The sequence below is a fragment of the Paraburkholderia phytofirmans PsJN genome (assembly GCF_000020125.1).
Lineage (GTDB): Bacteria > Pseudomonadota > Gammaproteobacteria > Burkholderiales > Burkholderiaceae > Paraburkholderia > Paraburkholderia phytofirmans.
The window spans coordinates 1,638,283-1,655,833 of sequence record NC_010676.1 but is presented as its reverse complement, the minus strand read 5'-3'; the positions used below and the strand labels follow the sequence as shown (position 1 = coordinate 1,655,833).

18 protein-coding genes are annotated in these 17,551 nt (G+C 64.3%); 9 read left to right on the top strand and 9 right to left on the bottom strand.

Features of this window, described 5'->3' with window-relative positions; genetic code table 11:
- Positions 1–34: 34 nt before the first annotated feature.
- Positions 35–4,498 carry a DEAD/DEAH box helicase gene (locus tag BPHYT_RS27095; RefSeq protein ID WP_238535754.1) on the bottom strand — a complete coding sequence of 1,488 codons (4,464 nt, stop codon included), beginning with the start codon at positions 4,496–4,498 and terminating at the stop codon, positions 35–37.
- Positions 4,499–4,753: 255 nt separating this feature from the next.
- On the opposite strand from BPHYT_RS27095, the gene BPHYT_RS27090 reads away from it, so the two are divergent.
- Complete coding sequence (locus BPHYT_RS27090; protein WP_012427318.1) at positions 4,754–5,806, top strand: aldo/keto reductase; 1,053 nt, start codon at positions 4,754–4,756, stop codon at positions 5,804–5,806.
- Positions 5,807–5,885: 79 nt separating this feature from the next.
- Here BPHYT_RS27090 and BPHYT_RS27085 read toward each other — a convergent pair whose 3' ends face one another.
- Positions 5,886–6,239, bottom strand: coding sequence for a carboxymuconolactone decarboxylase family protein (locus BPHYT_RS27085; RefSeq protein WP_012427317.1), 354 nt, complete (start codon positions 6,237–6,239; stop codon positions 5,886–5,888).
- Between the two features lie 116 nt (positions 6,240–6,355).
- Here BPHYT_RS27085 and BPHYT_RS27080 point away from each other — a divergent pair, with 116 nt between their 5' ends.
- Entirely contained in the window at positions 6,356–7,327 is a 972-nt protein-coding gene (locus tag BPHYT_RS27080; RefSeq protein WP_012427316.1) for a cupin domain-containing protein, read from the top strand.
- Here the strand turns inward: BPHYT_RS27080 and BPHYT_RS27075 are convergent.
- The 4 genes from BPHYT_RS27075 to BPHYT_RS27060 all read right to left on the bottom strand — a co-directional run bounded on the left by BPHYT_RS27075 (position 7,324) and on the right by BPHYT_RS27060 (position 10,450).
- On the bottom strand, positions 7,324–7,893 hold the full coding sequence (locus tag BPHYT_RS27075; RefSeq protein ID WP_012427315.1) for an FUSC family protein: 570 nt from the start codon (positions 7,891–7,893) through the stop codon (positions 7,324–7,326). The genes BPHYT_RS27080 and BPHYT_RS27075 overlap by 4 nt on opposite strands.
- A gap of 66 nt (positions 7,894–7,959) precedes the next feature.
- A complete protein-coding gene (locus tag BPHYT_RS27070; protein ID WP_041759662.1) occupies positions 7,960–9,279 on the bottom strand; it encodes a cation:proton antiporter in 1,320 nt (439 codons plus the stop codon).
- A 91-nt stretch (positions 9,280–9,370) separates the two neighbouring features.
- Positions 9,371–9,760: a DUF3175 domain-containing protein gene (locus BPHYT_RS27065; RefSeq protein WP_012427313.1), complete on the bottom strand. Its 390-nt coding sequence runs from the start codon at positions 9,758–9,760 to the stop codon at positions 9,371–9,373.
- Positions 9,761–9,922: 162 nt separating this feature from the next.
- Positions 9,923–10,450: a PRC-barrel domain-containing protein gene (locus BPHYT_RS27060; protein ID WP_012427312.1), complete on the bottom strand. Its 528-nt coding sequence runs from the start codon at positions 10,448–10,450 to the stop codon at positions 9,923–9,925.
- A 317-nt stretch (positions 10,451–10,767) separates the two neighbouring features.
- On the opposite strand from BPHYT_RS27060, the gene BPHYT_RS27055 reads away from it, so the two are divergent.
- Entirely contained in the window at positions 10,768–11,061 is a 294-nt protein-coding gene (locus BPHYT_RS27055) for a hypothetical protein (protein WP_012427311.1), read from the top strand.
- A 90-nt stretch (positions 11,062–11,151) separates the two neighbouring features.
- On the opposite strand, the gene BPHYT_RS27050 is transcribed toward BPHYT_RS27055, so the two are convergent.
- Positions 11,152–12,471 (bottom strand): DNA topoisomerase IB, encoded by a 1,320-nt coding sequence (locus BPHYT_RS27050; protein WP_012427310.1) that lies wholly within the window; start codon positions 12,469–12,471, stop codon positions 11,152–11,154.
- Between the two features lie 209 nt (positions 12,472–12,680).
- Between BPHYT_RS27050 and BPHYT_RS27045 the strand changes: the two genes are divergently transcribed.
- The 5 genes from BPHYT_RS27045 to BPHYT_RS27025 all read left to right on the top strand — a co-directional run bounded on the left by BPHYT_RS27045 (position 12,681) and on the right by BPHYT_RS27025 (position 15,379).
- A complete protein-coding gene (locus tag BPHYT_RS27045) occupies positions 12,681–13,022 on the top strand; it encodes a hypothetical protein (protein ID WP_012427309.1) in 342 nt (113 codons plus the stop codon).
- Positions 13,023–13,154: 132 nt separating this feature from the next.
- Positions 13,155–13,706 carry a type 1 glutamine amidotransferase domain-containing protein gene (locus BPHYT_RS27040; RefSeq protein WP_012427308.1) on the top strand — a complete coding sequence of 184 codons (552 nt, stop codon included), beginning with the start codon at positions 13,155–13,157 and terminating at the stop codon, positions 13,704–13,706.
- Positions 13,707–13,800: 94 nt separating this feature from the next.
- Positions 13,801–14,364, top strand: a complete 564-nt coding sequence (locus BPHYT_RS27035) for a DUF4142 domain-containing protein (RefSeq protein WP_012427307.1) — start codon at positions 13,801–13,803, stop codon at positions 14,362–14,364.
- The gene (locus BPHYT_RS27030; RefSeq protein WP_012427306.1) at positions 14,361–14,705 is read left to right on the top strand and encodes a DUF1488 family protein; all 345 of its coding nucleotides are present in this window, start codon (positions 14,361–14,363) and stop codon (positions 14,703–14,705) included. Before BPHYT_RS27035 ends, BPHYT_RS27030 begins: the two co-directional genes overlap by 4 nt.
- 92 nt (positions 14,706–14,797) lie before the next feature.
- Positions 14,798–15,379: a membrane protein gene (locus tag BPHYT_RS27025; protein WP_012427305.1), complete on the top strand. Its 582-nt coding sequence runs from the start codon at positions 14,798–14,800 to the stop codon at positions 15,377–15,379.
- Between the two features lie 119 nt (positions 15,380–15,498).
- On the opposite strand, the gene BPHYT_RS27020 is transcribed toward BPHYT_RS27025, so the two are convergent.
- The gene (locus BPHYT_RS27020; protein ID WP_012427304.1) at positions 15,499–15,741 is read right to left on the bottom strand and encodes a hypothetical protein; all 243 of its coding nucleotides are present in this window, start codon (positions 15,739–15,741) and stop codon (positions 15,499–15,501) included.
- Between the two features lie 371 nt (positions 15,742–16,112).
- Here BPHYT_RS27020 and BPHYT_RS27015 point away from each other — a divergent pair, with 371 nt between their 5' ends.
- Complete coding sequence (locus BPHYT_RS27015; RefSeq protein ID WP_012427303.1) at positions 16,113–16,565, top strand: PA2169 family four-helix-bundle protein; 453 nt, start codon at positions 16,113–16,115, stop codon at positions 16,563–16,565.
- Between the two features lie 206 nt (positions 16,566–16,771).
- Here the strand turns inward: BPHYT_RS27015 and BPHYT_RS27010 are convergent, their stop codons facing one another.
- Positions 16,772–17,113, bottom strand: a complete 342-nt coding sequence (locus BPHYT_RS27010) for a BON domain-containing protein (RefSeq protein ID WP_012427302.1) — start codon at positions 17,111–17,113, stop codon at positions 16,772–16,774.
- Positions 17,114–17,551: the final 438 nt, after the last annotated feature.

Here is a 17,551-nt window from a genome sequence, read left to right as displayed (position 1 = left end):
GGTAATTTACGGCGATCGGCGCGCATTCCTGAAGCTAAAATCGCCGCGCCAGCCACGCGCGAGCCCGCTCCCTTTCTGCGGGAACCGTTTCCAGTAACGCGTCGAACCAGAAAGTCCCCGCGACGAGCGTGGCCGCCACGACGCCGTCGCGATACAGAATCCGGTTTCCCGCTACTGCGGGTACACGTTCGCCGACCAGCAAAGTACCCGCCAGATTCAACGGATCAGTTCCGGCGACGCAGACAAAAGCACCGTCGTTCGCATGCCGCCGAACTTCTCGCAGCACGGGAATCGCTTCGGGCAGCGCAAATTGTTCGCCGGCGAGGCCATTCACAAAGCGTCCGCCGCGAATCACGCCACGCGCTTCGAGCCGCTGAAAAACGCGCAGCAGGTCGCGCCACGGCGGCAGCCACTCGGCTTCGCGTTCGAGCAGACGCCAGAACACCACACCATAACGGCGCAACAGCGTCATTGCGACGTGTTCGAGTACTTCGGGCGGCAATTGCCGGCGGCGCTCCGGCACAGGCTCTGCCGCAGCACCAGTGGAGGGGCGGTTGACCAGCGCCCAGCGTCCGGCGTCGTCCATACCGCCGATCAGCGCGCTCGAACGCGCGCGCCGGTTGCTGGAAAACGCGTTGCGTTTGGCGACCGGCTTCAGCAAGGCGCGCAAGCCCGCGAAGCTGTCCGAGTTCACGAGACCCGCGGCCACCAGCTCGCCCAGCGCGCTCTCCAACTCCATACGCAATACGCGAACTTCGGCGAGCAATTCGTCGAAGAACATCGCGCCGTGTTGCACGAGCGTGTCATACACGCTTTGCGCGCGCGCCGACAACTCCGGTTGTTTCGACGGATCGAGCAACGCGCTCCATAGGCGCACTTGCGCGCGCGGCAGCAGCACGATCGGCGTACTGCGGATCGGCCCGGCGGCGCCGCGCGCGCGTTCCGTCAGGCGCGTCCAGACTATCTTGCCGGCCCGGCATAGTTCGTCGAGCGAAGTATTCGTGTAGGCCTTCACGCGTGCGGGCAGGATGTCTTCCTCCCAGGCGGCCGCCGCGGCCTGGAAGCCTTCGAGCTGTTCGAGGACCGCGGCCAGCGCCTCGCGCCCCTCGCTGCGCGTGTCCGGCGTCAGATGCTGCCACTCGAACAGAAAGCGCATGAAGTCGTGCCGTTCCACCGGTTCGATCTCGCGCCGCAAGCGTTTCACGGTGTAACGGTGTATCCGTGCGAGCAGGTGCCGTTCGCACCATTCTTCTTCGGCGGCTTGCGGCGTGAAGCGGTCGCGCATCACGTAGCCTTCGGCTTCGAGGCGCGTCAGGCTCTGTTCGACCGATGCGGCCGGCAGCTTCAGCGCTTCGGCAATCGCGTCGACAGGCAGCGGGCCGAAGCCGGTCAGACGCGCACGGAGCACGTCGATGAGTGCGTCGTCGGCGTTCCAGCTTTCTGTGTAGCCTTTCGGCGCGGCGAGCGCCGGCGCGAATTCAGCGGGCGGATAGAGCGCCTGAAAACAGGTGACGCGTTCGACCGGCAGCCACAGGGCGCAATCGTGGGCGAGCTGCAAGCGGGTGGCGCGCCCGGATTCAGCCAACGACGCAAGCCAGGCCGGCCAGCCTTCGTTGCGGCGCGCTTCGCTCTCGGTGATGCACGCAAGTCCGGTCAACGCTTCGTGCATTTCATCGGCGTTGCGCGCTTGCGGCCACGCCTCGTCGCGCACGCTTTCGATCGCCTCCGCGTCGAGCGCACCGAGATCGTCGGCACTCGACGGGTCGGTCCAGCGGCGGTTCAGCACGGCTTGCGTGCGGCGCTCCTCGATCGGCGCGTCGTCCAGATAGGCGTACGGTTTCGCGTTGAGGATTTCGGCGGCGAGCGGCGAGGGCGCCGGCAAATCGCGCGCGACCAGTTGCACGTCGCCCTGTTCGATACGGCGCAGCAGCGCGAGCCAGCGTTCGCTGTCCATCGCTTCGTGCAAACAGTCGTCGACGGTTTGGTCCACTAACGGATGGTGCGGCAGTTCCCGTTCGCCGACCACGTTCTCAAGACACGCGGCCTGTTCGGGAAACACGTTCGCCAGCAGATCCTCGCTGCGCATGCGCTGCAATTGCGGCGCGGTTTTGCGCCCGCCGGTGTAGCGCGGCAGGCCGAGCGCGGTGGTCGCGTTCCAGCGCCAGCGCACGCCGAACAGCGGCGCATCGAGCAGCGCCTGAATCAGCAGATGCTCGGCGCTGTTCGAATGCAGATAACGCCATACTTCGTCGAGCACGAAGGAATGGCTGCTGGTCAGCGACAGCACGATCGCGTCCTCGGTGGCGGCGGCTTGCAGCTCGAAGTTGAAAGTGCGGCAAAACCGTTTGCGCAGCGCGAGGCCCCACGCGCGGTTGACGCGGCTGCCGAACGGCGCGTGGATCACGAGCTGCGTGCCGCCGGATTCGTCGAAGAAACGCTCCATGACCAGTGTATTTTGCGTCGGCAGCACGCTGAGCGCGGCGCGCGCGCGGGCGAGGTAGTCGACGATCTGGCGCGCGGCGGCTTCGTCGAGATGCAGGTTGTCGACCAGCCAGTCGATCGCTTGGTCAATGCGGGCGGGTAGCGTTTCTGCTGCGGTGTCGGTTTCCTTCGCCGCCTTGTTATCGTCGAGAAGACGCCCGATCTGTTCGCGCAAACGCGCGACGCCGAACGACAACTCGTCGCTGCGCCCCGGCGCTTCGCCGAGCCAGAACGGAATGTTCGGCGGCTGTCCCTGCGCGTCCTCGACCCGCACGCGCCCGCTTTCGATCCGCAGTATCCGGTACGACGCATTGCCGAGTTGAAACACGTCGCCGGCCAGACTTTCGACGGCGAAATCCTCGTTGACGGTGCCGATGTTGATCGCTTGCGGTTCGAGCACCACGGCGTAGTCGGCGTTCTCGGGAATTGTGCCGCCCGACGTGACCGCGACCAGCTTGCCGCCGCGCCGGCCGCGCAGCGTGCCGCTCACCACGTCGCGATGAACGTAAGCGGCACGCGGACCGTTGCGGCTCGTGTAGCCTTCGGCGAGCATGTGCAGCACGGCGTCGTACTGCTCACGCGTCAGGTCCGCGTAGGGGGCGGCGCGCCGCATGAGTTCGAACAACGCGTCTTCGTTCCACTCGGCGCTCGATACTTCCGCGACGATCTGCTGGGCCAGCACATCGAGCGGCGCGCGCGGAATGCGCAGCGCGTCGAGTTCGCCGCGCCGCACGCAATCGAGCAGCGCGGCGCATTCGATCAGATCGTCGCGCGAATTCGGAAACAGCCTGCCTTTCGGCATGCCGCCGACATGGTGTCCCGAGCGTCCGACGCGTTGCAGGAACGGCGCGATCGCGCGGGGCGAACCCATCTGGCAAACCAGATCGACGTCGCCGATATCGATGCCGAGTTCCAGCGAAGCCGTGGCGATCAGCACGCGCAGTTCGCCGCGTTTCAGGCGCTGTTCGGCATCGAAACGATGTTCTTTCGCGAGGCTGCCGTGATGCGCGGCGACCGCGTCTTTGCCCAGCCGTTCGGTGAGATGACGCGCGGCACGCTCGGCCATGCGGCGTGTGTTGACGAAAATCAGCGTGGTGCGATGCATCGCCACCAGTTCGGCGAGACGATCGTAGACGCGCTCCCACGCTTCGTTGGGCATGACCGCTTCGAGCGGCACGGGCGGAATCTCGAGCGCCAGATCGCGTTCGCGAATATGACCCACGTCGACGATCGCGCAATCGGCGGGAATGCCGCTGTCGATGCTGCCGCCGCCCACCAGAAAGCGCGCGACCGCGCTCACCGGTTTTTGCGTCGCCGACAGACCGATACGCGGCAAGCGCCGCTGGCACAGCGCATCGAGCCGTTCCAGGCTGAGCGCCAGATGGCTGCCGCGCTTGCCGCCGGCGAGCGCGTGAATTTCATCGACGATCACCGTGCGCACGGTCGAGAGCATGCGGCGGCCGGAGTCCGAACCGAGCAGCACGTAAAGCGATTCCGGCGTGGTGACCAGAATATGCGGCGCGCGCTTTTTCAGCGCGTTGCGTTCCCGCTGGGTGGTGTCGCCGGTTCGCACGGCGGTGCGGATATCCAGCGGCGGCAAGCCTCGCGCGTCGAGTTCCGCGGCGATGCCTTGCAGCGGTATTTGCAGATTGAGGCGGATGTCGTTGGAGAGCGCCTTCAGCGGCGACACGTAGACCACCAGCGTTTCGTCCGGCAATGCGCCGCCGTTGGTGAGGCCTTGCTGGACCAGATCGTCGAGCGCGGACAGGAAGGCGGTGAGCGTCTTGCCCGAACCGGTCGGCGCGGCCACCAGCGTCGAGCGGCCGCGACGAATCTGCGGCCACGCGGCGGCCTGGGCGTCGGTCGGCGCGGGGAAGGTTTTGAGGAACCAGCTCGCGACCGCGGGATGGAAATCGGCGAGCGCGCCGGCCGTCGAGAGCCCGATAGCGGGCGTCGCGACGGATGTGGCGGCGGGTGCCGCGCCCAAGGCAGCGGTGGTGGAGGAAGCCGAAGTCATGCTTGCATAGTTGGGGGCGGGACGTGCCATATCCAGAGGCGGCGAAAGCATCCGGTTGCAAGGTTCAGGAATCAGTCTGGCAGGTTTACTCCGGCTTTGCCGATAGCTACATGTCGGCATTTATGTCGCAATCGACAGCCGCGTTGCGGGAATTTTTGCCAGGTGACGCGCGTCTGCGTCTCGCGCTGCCCGATTCCGCCGATTGCAGTACTCTCTACGCCTCACCCATCCACGAACCACGTTGGAGTCTCGACGATGCGATACAACCAGTTGGGCCGTACCGGGATATTTGTTTCAGAGCTATGTTTGGGCACGATGACCTTCGGCGGCGGCGGGGGCATCTGGAAGCAGATCGGCGATCTGCAGCAGGCTGACGCGGAGCGGCTGGTCGGCCGGGCGCTCGATGCGGGCATCAATTTCATCGACACAGCCGACGTCTACTCGGAGGGCCTGTCCGAACAGATCACGGGCCAGGCGCTGAAAAACCTCAAGGTGCCGCGCGACAAAGTCGTGGTGGCCACCAAGGTCTTCGGCCAGACGGGCGAGTTTCCCAATGCGCGCGGCGCCTCGCGCTATCACATCATCGACGGTGTGAAGGCGAGTTTGAAGCGTCTGCAACTCGATCACGTCGACCTGTATCAGATTCACGGCTTCGATCCCGCTACGCCTATCGAGGAAACCATGCGCGCGCTCGACACGCTGGTGCAGCACGGCCACGTGCGCTACGTGGGCGTGTCGAACTGGGCCGCGTGGCAGATCGTCAAGGCGCTCGGCATTTCCGAGCGCCTCGGGCTCGCGCGCTTCGAAACACTGCAGGCGTATTACACGCTGGCGGGCCGCGACCTCGAACGGGAACTCGCGCCGATGCTGCGCAGCGAAGGCCTCGGCCTGATGGTGTGGAGTCCGCTCGCGGGCGGCTTGCTGAGCGGCAAATATGGACGTGAGCAGCAAGGCGAGGCGGGCAGCCGCCGCACGACGTTCGATTTTCCGCCCGTCGATCGCGAGCGTGCTTATGACTGCATCGACGTGATGCGCGGCATCGCCGAGGCGAAGCAGGTGTCGGTCGCGCAGATCGCGCTCGCGTGGCTGCTGCATCAGCGGGTGGTGACCACGGTGATCGTCGGCGCGAAGAAGGTCGAGCAACTCGACGACAATATCGCCGCGACCGCCGTCTCGCTCACCGCGGACGAGCTTGCGAAGCTCGATCAGGTCAGCACGCTGCCCGCGGAATATCCGGGCTGGATGCTGGAGCGGCAAGGCGAGCCGCGCCGCAAGCAGCTTGAAGAGGCGCGGCATCCGGCGGCGTAGCGGCAGCGGCTGGCGAAAGCGGACGCAGCCGATCGGCTACACCGCTTCAGCTAATCCACGCATCTCGCGATGCCGCGGCTTATTCCGCGGCCGCCTGCTCCGCATATGCCGCGGCGGCATCGATCGTACGGGCCGAGTACACCATCGCGGCCCCGGCATTGACGGCCACCGCCACGCCCAGCGCTTCGGCGATTTCCTCGCGCGTCGCGCCGTGCTTGAGCGCTTCGGCGGTGTGCACGGTAATACAGCCGTCACATCGCAGGCTGACCGCCACCCCGAGCGCGATCAGTTCGCGCGTCTTGGCGCCGAGCAGGTCCTTCTTCTGACCGGCGCTCGAGAGCGCCTGATAGCCCCTGACGGTATCCGGCGACAGCTTGGCGATCTCGCCGATACGGCCGAACAGTTCTTGACGGTAATCGATCCAGTTCAACATGGCAGTGCTCCTTGGTCTGATGCGCGTCGGCGGGTGCCGGCGTCGTGAGACAAGTATTGCGCCGCGCCGCGATATCCTGAATACTCGATTCGCTCAACTTTTAGCGCGTTCGTCTCATGGATACGCTCAGCCGACTGCTCGATCTCGCCCGGCCTCAGGCCAGCCTCGACCTGCGTTGCCTGCTCTCGGGCGCGTTCGATATCGACCATGGCCCGCTGGAAGCGGGTATTGCGCCGTTTCATCTGGTGCTGGACGGCGCATGCGTCGTCGAAACCGCCGACGGCACGCAGCGTGAGTTGCGCACCGGAGACTTCATGCTGTTTCCGCGCGGCGCGGCGCATCGTGTGCGCGATGTGCAGCGCTCGGCCGTCACGGCACCCTTGACGCAAAGCCATGACGGCATGCTGCCGTTGCGACGCAACGACGGCAGCGACAGCCACGATAGCCTCGATAGCGCGCGCATCGCCGCCGACCTTGATCTTCTGTGCGGCCGCTTCGTCTATTCGCCGGGTTCGTCGGCCTTGCTGCTGAACGCGCTGCCCGATCCGTTCCATGTCTCGCTGAGCGGCATGGAAACGCTGGACTCGCTGCAAACGGTGATCGCGCTTATGCGCAGCGAGGCCGAACGGCGCCAGGCGGGCGCGCTCGCCATCGTCACGGCCTTGAGCCACGCGCTGCTCGCGATCGCGCTTAGGGTGCACGGCGAGCAGAACGCGGCGGCTTCAGGCGTGCTCGCATTGCTTGCCGACGCGCGCCTCGGCGCTTCCGTGCAGGCCATGCTGAGCGCGCCCGAACGGGCGTGGACCATTGCCGAACTCGGCGACCTCGCCGCCATGTCGCGCGCCACTTACGCACGCCATTTCAACGAGCGCGCGAGCATGACGGTGATGGACTTTCTCACGCAGATCCGCATGACCATCGCGTGCGATCTGCTGCGCCGCACGCAGCGCAGCGCAGCCGAGATCGGCGAGGCGGTCGGTTATCAATCGGAAGCCGCCTTCGGCAAGGCGTTTCAGCAAAGTGTCGGCGTGCCGCCGGGACGCTATCGGCGTCGTCCGCAAGAGAACGATGGGGCGGAAACTGGCTAAAGCTTGCCTGGTTTGCCGAACCAGCGATGCTCGATCCACGACATCAGGAAGGCCACCAGCAACGCGCAGATCGTGCCGAGCGTCACTTCGCCGAGGCGCATGAGGGCTTTGTCCCACGCGGGTCCCATGCCCGGCACCAGCAGCATGATCGTCGCCGTGATGCCGCCCAGACGCGCTGCGCTGCCGACGTTCAGGACCCAGCACAGGGCGATCGCCACACCCACCGTGGCCGCATAGGCCGCGAAATAGCCGGCGCCGAACGTGGCGCCCAGCAGCCCGCACAAGCCGCCGACCATCGCGCCGATGAATTGATCGCGCGACAGGTTGCGGGTGTCGACATAGCTGTGCTGGCTGACCGCGATTGCCGTGATGGCAGCCCAGAAGCTCTGCTCGGTATGCAGCAGGCGGCTGATGGCGACCGCGAGGCTTGCGCCGGCGACCGCCTGCACGGCCATGAAGCTGCCTTCGATCAGGCGCTCGCCGAGCGGCAACGACTTGAGAAAGGCAAACAGCGAGTTGGCGGCGCTCGTCCGTGCCGCGCGGCGGGAATCGTCGGGTGGGGTCATCGAATGGGAGCAGCGTTGTTGCAGCGTGGAGGTCCCGTATTCTAGCGACTCCAATTAACGGTCGAGCTAACCTTCACCACTGCGTAACCGGCGATACCAGCTCATCAACGGTGTCGCCGAAACGCCGTGAATCACCACCGACGCCGCGATCACCGCCAGCGTGAGCGGCACGAGCGGAGCGACGTCCGCGGTAGCGCGATTTTCGAGCGCGTACGCCAGGTAGTAAAACGAACCGATGCCGCGTATGCCGAACCAGCTCATCAAACGGCGCTGCGTCGCCGTCGCACTCGACCCGAGCAGCGACAGCTCCACCGATACCGGCCTCACGAGCACGAACAGCGCCGCGCTCAGCGCGACGGTCTGCCACGTGAAGAGCGGCGCATGTATCGTGGCGAGCACGTTGCCGACCATTGCCATGACGGCAACCTCGGCGATGCGTTCGAGCTCGATCGTGAAGCCGAGCACCGACTCCGTCATATACGCGTGCGCTTTGCTTGGATTGGCCGCGGTCGCGTCGACGTCTTCGGAATCGACGGTGCCGATGGTTTCGCGAGGCGACTGGCCGCCGCTCGCGCGGTGTTCGACACGGCGCATCGCGACGCCGGCTGCGAACACCGCCAGAAATCCATACGTATGCGCGAGCTGCGCGGCGCCGAACGACAGCACGATCAAACCAAGCGCGAAGAAACCCTCGAGTCCGAGTGCCTGCGCGTGCCGGGTGCGCAGCCATGTCACCGCGTGAGTCGTGGCCCAGCCGAGCGCCCCGCCGATCGCGATTGCGCCCGCCACGCCCCACACGATGCCGCCCACGAGCGCCAGGTTGAACAGATCGCGCGCTTCGGCGGCGGGTGCCGCGCATAGCGCGAGGCCCAGCATAGCGAAGGGCAGCGCGATGCCGTCGTTCAGTCCGCCTTCGCCGGAAAGCGCGAAGCGCAGCAGGTCGTGGTCGCCGGGGTTGTGCACTTGTACGTCGTGGGCCAATACCGGATCGGTCGGCGCGAGGATCGCGGCCAGCAGCAAGGCCGGCCCCCAACCGAGATGCAGGACATACACGCCGAACAGCATCAAGAGCGGAATGGTCGCGAGCATCGCAAGAAAGCCGAGACGCAGCGGCACGGTCCAGAGTTTTTCGAGCATGCCGAGCCGAAGCCGCAGGCCGATGGCGAACAGCGAGACGAGCAGCGCGACTTCGGTGACGATACGCAGCAGATGCGCGTCGGCGATCATATCGAGGCGCAACAGGCCGACACCGGGCGGCCCGAGAAAGTAGCCGAACGCGAGATAGAACATGGCGGCGCTAACAGGCAGCCGCTGCAGTGTCGTTGCCGCGAGGCCCATAAAGACGAGCACGGCGCCGACGATGAGAAACCACAAAGTTTCGTGCATGAACATCCGGCGAGGGCCTGCCTGCGCGTGCCGCATGCTTGGCCGGTTGAAGAAAGGTGCGCCCGGACGCGTCAGTTACCGACGCGTCACTTCAAGGCGCGCGTCCGAATGCTTCGCGCAGCTTGCGCTTGGCCTGCTGCAAGGTGTCACGGCGCGCCTTCGGCAGGTTCCTGCCGGCACGATTGATATAGAAGTTCAGCATCGACATGGCCGACTGAAACGGCGTGCCTTTGCGGCGGCGGCTTTTCGTGGACGACCGTTTGAGCGATTGCGCGATCGACTCCGCGCTGCCGGTCTTGAACACATCGTGCTCGATATCCATCGCGTCACTGGTTTCCATTACGTGATGCGACCACTTCTGCGGGCTTTTGGCGCGATGCGCCGCGTGCGCCTGGGCATGCCGCTGGCGCGGCGGCCGGCCCGACTTGCCGCGCGAGACCGGGTGTTTGGACTTGCTGGTGGATTTTTTTCGGGTGGCCATGCTGCCGCCTCCTTATCGGATCGTGCACGCGCTGATCGTGCTCATTGCGGTCATTGTGCGCTCAAAGTGAAACGCGCCGGCTGCCGCGATGGCGGCGTGCCGGCGCATCGATGCCTGCACGCGTGGCGGCTCATGGCCACGCGCGCCCGCAGTGACCACGCGTTACAACTTCAGGCCGCCAGCCTCCGGCGCGTCCGACGACGCGGGCGGAATGTCGCCCACGCCGTAGTCGTCGCGACGCACCGTCGAGTCGCGGCCCCAATAGGGTTCGCTGCCGTAGTACTGGTGCACGGACGTGGCCCAAGTCTGGTCCGCCATGGACGGCCAATGGTCTTTGTCGAAGCCCGGTGCGTTCTTCACGCGCTCCGCGGTCATGTTCAACACGAAGCATTTGCGGCCGGTATCGAGCGTCAATGCGTGCCATGGAATGGCGAGCAGCTTGTCGCCGATGCCGAGAAAGCCGCCGCTCGAGAGCACGGCATACGCAACGCGGCCCGAGCCGACATCGAGCATGATGTCCTTGATCTTGCCGATATCTTCGCCGTCGCTGCTGAGCACCTTGTTGCCGTCGAGCGTGGCGGCGGCCATCACGTCCGGGCCGGGGCCTTCCGCGGTCGCGCTGCCTTTGCCGACGATCCGGGCGCCTTGATCCTGTCGCATGCCGGCTTGCGTTTGTGTCTGGTTCACCATGATGAGGCTCCTCTACAGGTTGGGTGTGTGAAGCGTTGAGCAACCGGCGTTCCTTCATGCGTTGGAGGGAATGCGCGCGGATACCGCGGAGGGTGATCCAGGTATGGCGGGAGTGTGCGTCTGGCGCGAAGCGCGTGCGCAGAGTCGTGCTGACTTGCGTAAAGCGTGCTGACGCGATTGAAAATATTTCGCCTGGGCAGGGGTGGGCAACTGAGGACGGCATGCCCTTGCCATGAGGCATAGCCCTTGCGGGATGTTCGACCAGCAGCGCGATCAATCACCTACGTGCGCTGTCCAACCTATCCTGGGAGACTTCGATGAAACATACAAAAGCATTGCTGGTGTCGGCACTCGTTGCCATGTCGGGCGTAGCGTACGCACAAGCGGGCGGCGGCAACGGTAATGGCGGCAACAGCGGCTCCGGCGGCTCGGGTAACGCTCACGGCGCGGCCACCGCGGCACCCACCACGGATGGACAACCCACGTCGGGAGCGATGAGTTCCAGCGGCTCCAAATCGCATCACATGTCCAAGTCGAAAATGAAAAAGCCGAAGACCGATTCGACCAATATGCCGGGCGCGGATGCGAGCAGCGATACGAAAGGTCAGTGAACGCGCGTTGAAGCGGCGGCGCTAACGCGAAAAGTCAAGAGGCGCGAAGCGCCGCGAGCCGCAATCTCTCCAATTTCTGATTTCCAGGTTTCAAGGTGCGGTCTGTTTCACTGCACGTGATGCACCCGCCGCGCGCGTGCCCGCAACCCGCGGCGCGGCCGCGCGCCGTGCGGCTTGCGCACCGGACTTCGCATCAACCTTTGCGGCTGCGGCCTTGCGCACCACGCGCGACTTCTTCAGCAAACTCGTGATCGAACCGTCGATGCTTTCCGTCACGGCCGATTCGCGCGCCTTGCGGCCTTTCGCGCCGGCCTGCCGCGCGAGCTTCGTCGCGCGTTTCTCCGCTTGCGCGAGCAGCGTGGCCAAGGCGACTTCATCCACTCTCAGCCCGCGGCGCGATTGCCCTGGCGCCAGACGCTGCAATTCGTCCGCTTCGAACGAGCTGATCACGGCGGGATGGATGTAGCAACGCCTGCACACGGCCGGCGTATTGCGCAGTAACGCCGCCACGTCCTTCACGGTCGCGACGATATGACGGCGCGCTTCCGCCGCACTGCTGCACATCAGGCGACGCAGCGCGGCCAGCGCATAGACGCTGCCGGCCCACGTGCGATAGTCCTTGGCCGTGAAATCCGCGCCGCTCGCGCGACGCAGATAGTCGTTGATATCGGCAGAGCCGACGGTGCGGCGCGTACCGTCTTCGTCGAGATACTGGAACAGGTCGTGGCCCGGCAATTCGGCGCAACGTCGCACGATGCGTTTGATGCGCGGATTGTTCACCGTCACGTCGTGCTCGATGCCGCTCTTGCCGCGAAACTTGAAGCGCAACTGGCCGGCTTCGATTTTCACGTGCTTCTTGCGCAGCGTCGTCAAACCGTACGACTGGTTATCGCGCGCGTATTCCACGCTGCCGATCCGGATCAGCGTTGTGTCGAGCAACTGCACGATCGCGGCGACGACTTTGTCGCACGGCATGCCCGGCAGATTTAGATCGCGCGCGACACGGGCGCGGATCTTGGGCAATGCACGGCCGAACTCGGCCATGCGCTCGTATTTGTCCGCGTCGCGCGTTTCGCGCCAGCGCGGGTGATAGCGGTATTGCTTGCGGCCGCGCGCATCGCGGCCCGTCGCCTGGATATGGCCGCGCGCATCCGGACAGATCCACACGCTTTCATACGCCGGCGGAATGGCAAGCGCGTTGATGCGTTTGATTTCGTCTTCATCGACGATGCGTTTGCCCGCCACGTCGAAATACGCGAAGCCGTCTTTTTCACGCTGACGCGTGATACCGGGTTTCGTGTCGTCGGCATGGCGCAAACCCGGCGGCATGACGGCGGGCGTCGGCTGTTTCGCGCTGTCGTCGTCCGTGCGTTCAGGGCGGCGTTGAATCGGGGTGGAGGTGGCAGCCATCGTCGAAGGTAGAAATTTCAAGCAGAAGGCGCGTGGCGCCGGTGACCGTGCCTGCAAGCAAAGGCAATGCCCAGCGCCGGCGTCGGCACGGCGACCGTGGTCGTTTCGGTTGCTTCGGCTCCTTCGGATTGCTTCGCGGCCGAGCGGAACGGTCCTTGCGAACTCTCGCTATGGGTAACGAACGAAACGAATCAACCAAGGAGAGCGCCATGAGCAGCACCCTGAATCCCGATGAAGAGCCGCAACAGGTCGTCAAACAAACCGCCGGCACCACCGGCGCGCTCGGTCCGAGCGATTCGTCCGACAGCGGCAGCGATGTCGCCGGCGCGAAGCGTCATGAGTTCGACGTGGATACCGAACTGGACAACCACGCGCTCGAAACCGGCGACACCGAGCTCGGCAGCGACACGGATCGTGCCGGCACGGGCGAGCGCGCCGCGGCCGACGGCGATTCCACCCTCGTACCGGACGCCGATATTGAGCCCGACCGTGTAATCGATCCGCTGGCTAACGACGATGACGGTCTAGACGACGACCCGCAAGGTCTTTGAACCGGCCCGGGCGGTAGCCGCTTAACGGGGCGTAAAGCGGGCACTTGGGCACGTACTTTGCTGACATCGCATTAACGGAAGGGCCGGCCACGCGGCATAGCTGGCCCAGCAATGAAACGAAGGAGATTAGGCATGGCAAGCACGCTGAATGGTTACAAGGTGGCGGTACTCGCAGTGGACGGATTCGAGCAGGCCGAACTGATCGAGCCGCAACGCGCGCTCGTCGAGGCAGGCGCGACGGTGCATGTCATTTCAGCGAAGCCCGGCAAGATTCAGGGTTTCAAGCACGTGGACAAGGGCGATGCCGTCGAGGTGGATACGACGTTCGACAAGTCCAGCGCGGACGACTACGACGCGGTGGTGTTGCCAGGCGGTGTGGTCAACGGCGACGCGATCCGTCTGCTGCCGCAGGCGCAAGCCTTCGTCAAGGCAGCCGACAACGCGAAGAAGCCGATCGCGGTGATCTGCCATGGCGGTTGGTTGCCGGTGTCGGCCGGAATCATCAAGGGCCGCACGATGACGAGTTGGCCGAGCCTGCAGGACGATATTCGGAATGCGGGCGGCACGTGGGTCGATCAAGAGGTAGTCGAGGACGGCAATCTGATCAGCAGCCGCAAACCCGACGATCTCCCCGCCTTTAACAAAACGCTGATTGCGCAATTGTCGAAGCGCAGGGCGGCATGAGTGCGGTGACGAACCGCTCGCGCAGATTGAATGAAGGCTGCGCTCCGTCTTATCGGTTCCGCTTCGGCGTATCCGTCGACCTGGGAGAAAATGCATGAAATTCCGGTATTCCCTACAAGCGATGACTGTTGCGCTGAGTTTGAGCGCGGCGCCCTTCGGCGTGGTCTACGCGCAAGCGAGCGATGCCCCGGCAAGCGATGCGCCGGTCAGCGGCACGAAGCTTTCGCCTGCGGATCAGCAGTTCGTGCAGGACGCCTCTCAGTCCGACGCCACCGAAATCGCGGCGAGCAAGGTCGCGCTCAAGAATTCCAGCGATCCGCACGTGAAGAAATTCGCGCAGCAGATGATCACGGATCACACGAAACTCTCGCGCAGCATGGCGGCGCTCGTCTCGAAGAAGGGCTTCACTTCGACGCCGTCGGCGGATTCGGCGCTGGTCGGTAAACTCCAGACGCTCAAGGGCAAGGAATTCGATCAGGCGTACGTCGAGCAGGTTGGAGTGGAAGCGCACCAGCGCGCGGTCGATCTGTTCCAGCAGGAAAGCACGAGCGGTACGGACGCGCAACTCAAAGCCGCGGCCCAGCATGCGCTGCCCACCATCAAACATCATCTCGCGATGGCGCAGCAACTCGCCGGCGCAATGAAGGGTTCGCCATGAACGCGATCCTGCCGCGGCCGGCCTATGAGGATTCCCTTATGCAGATCACTTTTTCCGACGACAAGCCGGTCTTCGACGGAGCGAATCTGACCGTGCGCTTCATGGCGCGGGTGGACGGCGAACCGGTCGTGTGCACGATTACCGCTGAGGCGCTCGAGGATCATTTCGGCGCCGATTCTGCTCTGGAAGCCGCGCTGATGTCGGCCTTCGACAAAGGCCGTCAGCGTATCCGTTCAGTTTGCGCCGAAGCACTCGACCAGAACGACGGGGAAGGCGTAGTGTTGCATAGCGGACTGTTCAGAGTGGAAGGCATGGAACCGGATCGCGGCACCACGGCGTAGGGCCGGCGCGTGCCGTCGCTCGCGCGCTGTACAGCGCGGCGAATTGCGACGGCATGGTCCGCAAACGCTATCCAACGATGCAAGGAGGCCTTATGTCACTCATCGTCGCAGCACGCTTTACGACTTTCCCCGCCGCTGAAGACGCGGCGGCCAAGCTCTTCAACGCAGGTTTCGTCGAGGAAGACGTCACGCTGTTTTTCGTCAATCCACGCGGTCAGCACGCGCGCTATCCGATCGGCGGCGACACCGGCACCGATGCTGGCGCGAAGGATGCGCCCAAAGGCGCCGGCTTGGGCGTCACGATCGGTGCGGTAGCGGGCGCCGTGGTGGGCGTCGGGATCTTCGCGGCTTTTTCCGCGCCGATCATCGTGTCGTTGATTGCCGCGGGCGTCGGCGCATATGTCGGCTCTTTGGTCGGAGCTATGTCGCGTACGCGCGACGCCGGCCACGCAGGGCATCGTTCTGCATTCCATGAAGAGACGCGCGATTCCGGTGTGCTGGTCGCCGTGCACGTCTCGCCGGACAATCAGTTCGATGCCGCGCGCGTGCTGCGCGAAGCCGGCGGCACGGCGATCGAGCGGGCGAGTGGACGCTGGCAGCAAGGGCGCTGGGCCGACTTCGATCCGTTGAAAAAGCCGGTCCCGCTTGGCGAGTTCAGTGAGAAGAGCGCTTGAGCGCTGAACGTTTTCGTTTCAGTAGTTTTCGTTGCGGTAATTAGCAGAACGGCCCGACATCGATCGGGCCGTTCTTTTTTAGCTGTCTGTCGATACTCAAGCAGTAGTCAAACGTCGGCTCAAACCCAGATTTGCGGCGCGCTACGCTGCGGCTGCGGTGCGCGATCCACCTGACGTTTTTCACGCGTCGGTTCGCAAGCTGCCGGCACCAATCCTTGATGCGTCACGCCACACGGAGGCGACACGGCCTGCGCATTCGAAGCCGGCGTTTCCTGCGCCAGCACGTGTTCGCGAATTTGCATCACGGCGGCTGAGCTGATGATCGCGACGGCGGCCAGAAATTCTGCGCTCCTGATCTTCATGATGATTCTCCCTGTTGCTGTTGCCTGCCCATTGTTTTCAATCCGTTGGCACGTCTTGCAGTGTGCTGGTTGCTGCGTTGCACGCGTGCCGGGCGGAGCATATAGAGCAACCGCTGTGCCATCGAATGGAGGACCGCCGCGCGGGGCTTTGCCGGCAATCGCGGCGCATTGCGGCGGGCAACATTTACGCGCGTTGGCAAAGATTGGATGTGCGTGTCGACGCAACGCGCAAACATCCATAGCGATGTGCGTCGGGCACGCCCCGTGCGAATACATCCATGAACTCTGTCGCTGGAAGACGAGTGCCTCTCGATAGGCAACTCATCTCCATCGGCGGATTCCATGACTAACGAAACCCTTGGAGGTATTGAATGGCTACGAACGTTGTTTCCGTGCTGAACGATCTGGTCGAAACGTCGAAGGACGGCGAGAAGGGCTTTCGCAAGGCAGCCGAAGATGCGCACGACGCACAGTTGAAAACGCTATTCCTGTCGCGTGCCGAGGACTGCTCGCGTGGCGCGCGCGAGTTGCAGGATGCGGTTCAGGCCTTGGGCGGCAAGCCCGAAACGGGCGGCAGCATGAGCGGCGCGCTGCATCGCGGGTGGGTCGACGTGAAGTCGGCCGTGACGGATCGCAGCGACCACGACATTCTGGCCGAGTGTGAGAAGGGCGAGGACGTCGCGAAGAAGCGCTATCACGAAGCGCTCGAAAAGGAATTGCCGGCGGATGTGCGGGCGATCGTCGAGCGGCAGTATCAAGGTGTGCTGCAGAATCATGACCGCGTGCGTGATCTGCGCGATCAGTATGCGGCGGCGAAGCGTTAAAAGCAGGTGAGTGACCGGCGCCCTGCGGGGCGCCGTTTGTTTGTTGCTCGTATCCGGTTGCAGGGACTCCATCGCAAGGGCTCCATTCGATAGCGAGCCGCACGTAAAAAAGCCATCCGCAATGCGGATGGCTTTTTTACGTTCTGCAGCAGTAGCATCGGAAAGCACCAACCGAGGTCGGCGCTCCCCGGACAGACCCGCCGCTTTTATTCGGCCGCGATCTTCAGATGGTTCTTCACGCTCGACACGCCCTTCACGGCTTCCACGACTTCGCCAGCTGCTGCCTTGTCGTCGGCCGAAGGCACCGTGCCCGTGAGCCACACCACGCCCTTGCGGGTCTTCACGTGAATATGCGTCGACTTGACGTTCTTCGCGGCCAGCAAATCCGCCTTGGCCTTGGTGGTGATGGTGCCGTCGTCGACGTGCTGGCCGATGGTTTCCGACGCCGCCGACGGAGCGCTGCTTTGCGCCATGGCGTTCGTTGCGTTCAGTGCGAAAGCGACACAAGCGATGCTACCTGCGGTCTTCAGAAGTTGGATGGTCTTCATGGTTTCTCCTTCGGGTGTTGATCAAAATTGCGGTCTTGTTGCCTGCGGTCGATCGCGGTCGAAACCGCTGATGACACGCGTGGGATCGTTGCCGCTACGGTTCCGTCAGGGCCCGTTATCGACACCGGCCGACGGCCGATGCATGCGTTTCACCTGAGTATGATTTCAGCGTCTCGCATGCATGGACCGGCGTCCGTCCACATAGTGCAAGCACGCAAGCGGTGTGCCCGGCATGGCGTCAAAAGCCTGGCGTCGCAGGAAAAGCCGTTACAACACAGGTATTTAGGCTGAGGAATAAGACGCCGCGATGCGTCGATGCGGGGCGCGACGGCTCGCTGCGGCACGGACCGGAATTTGCCGGGTACTTGTAAAAAAGGCGCCGGGCGGCCTGCGCAATTGGCGGGCCTGAAAACACAAAGCGTAGAAAAAACAGGGGTT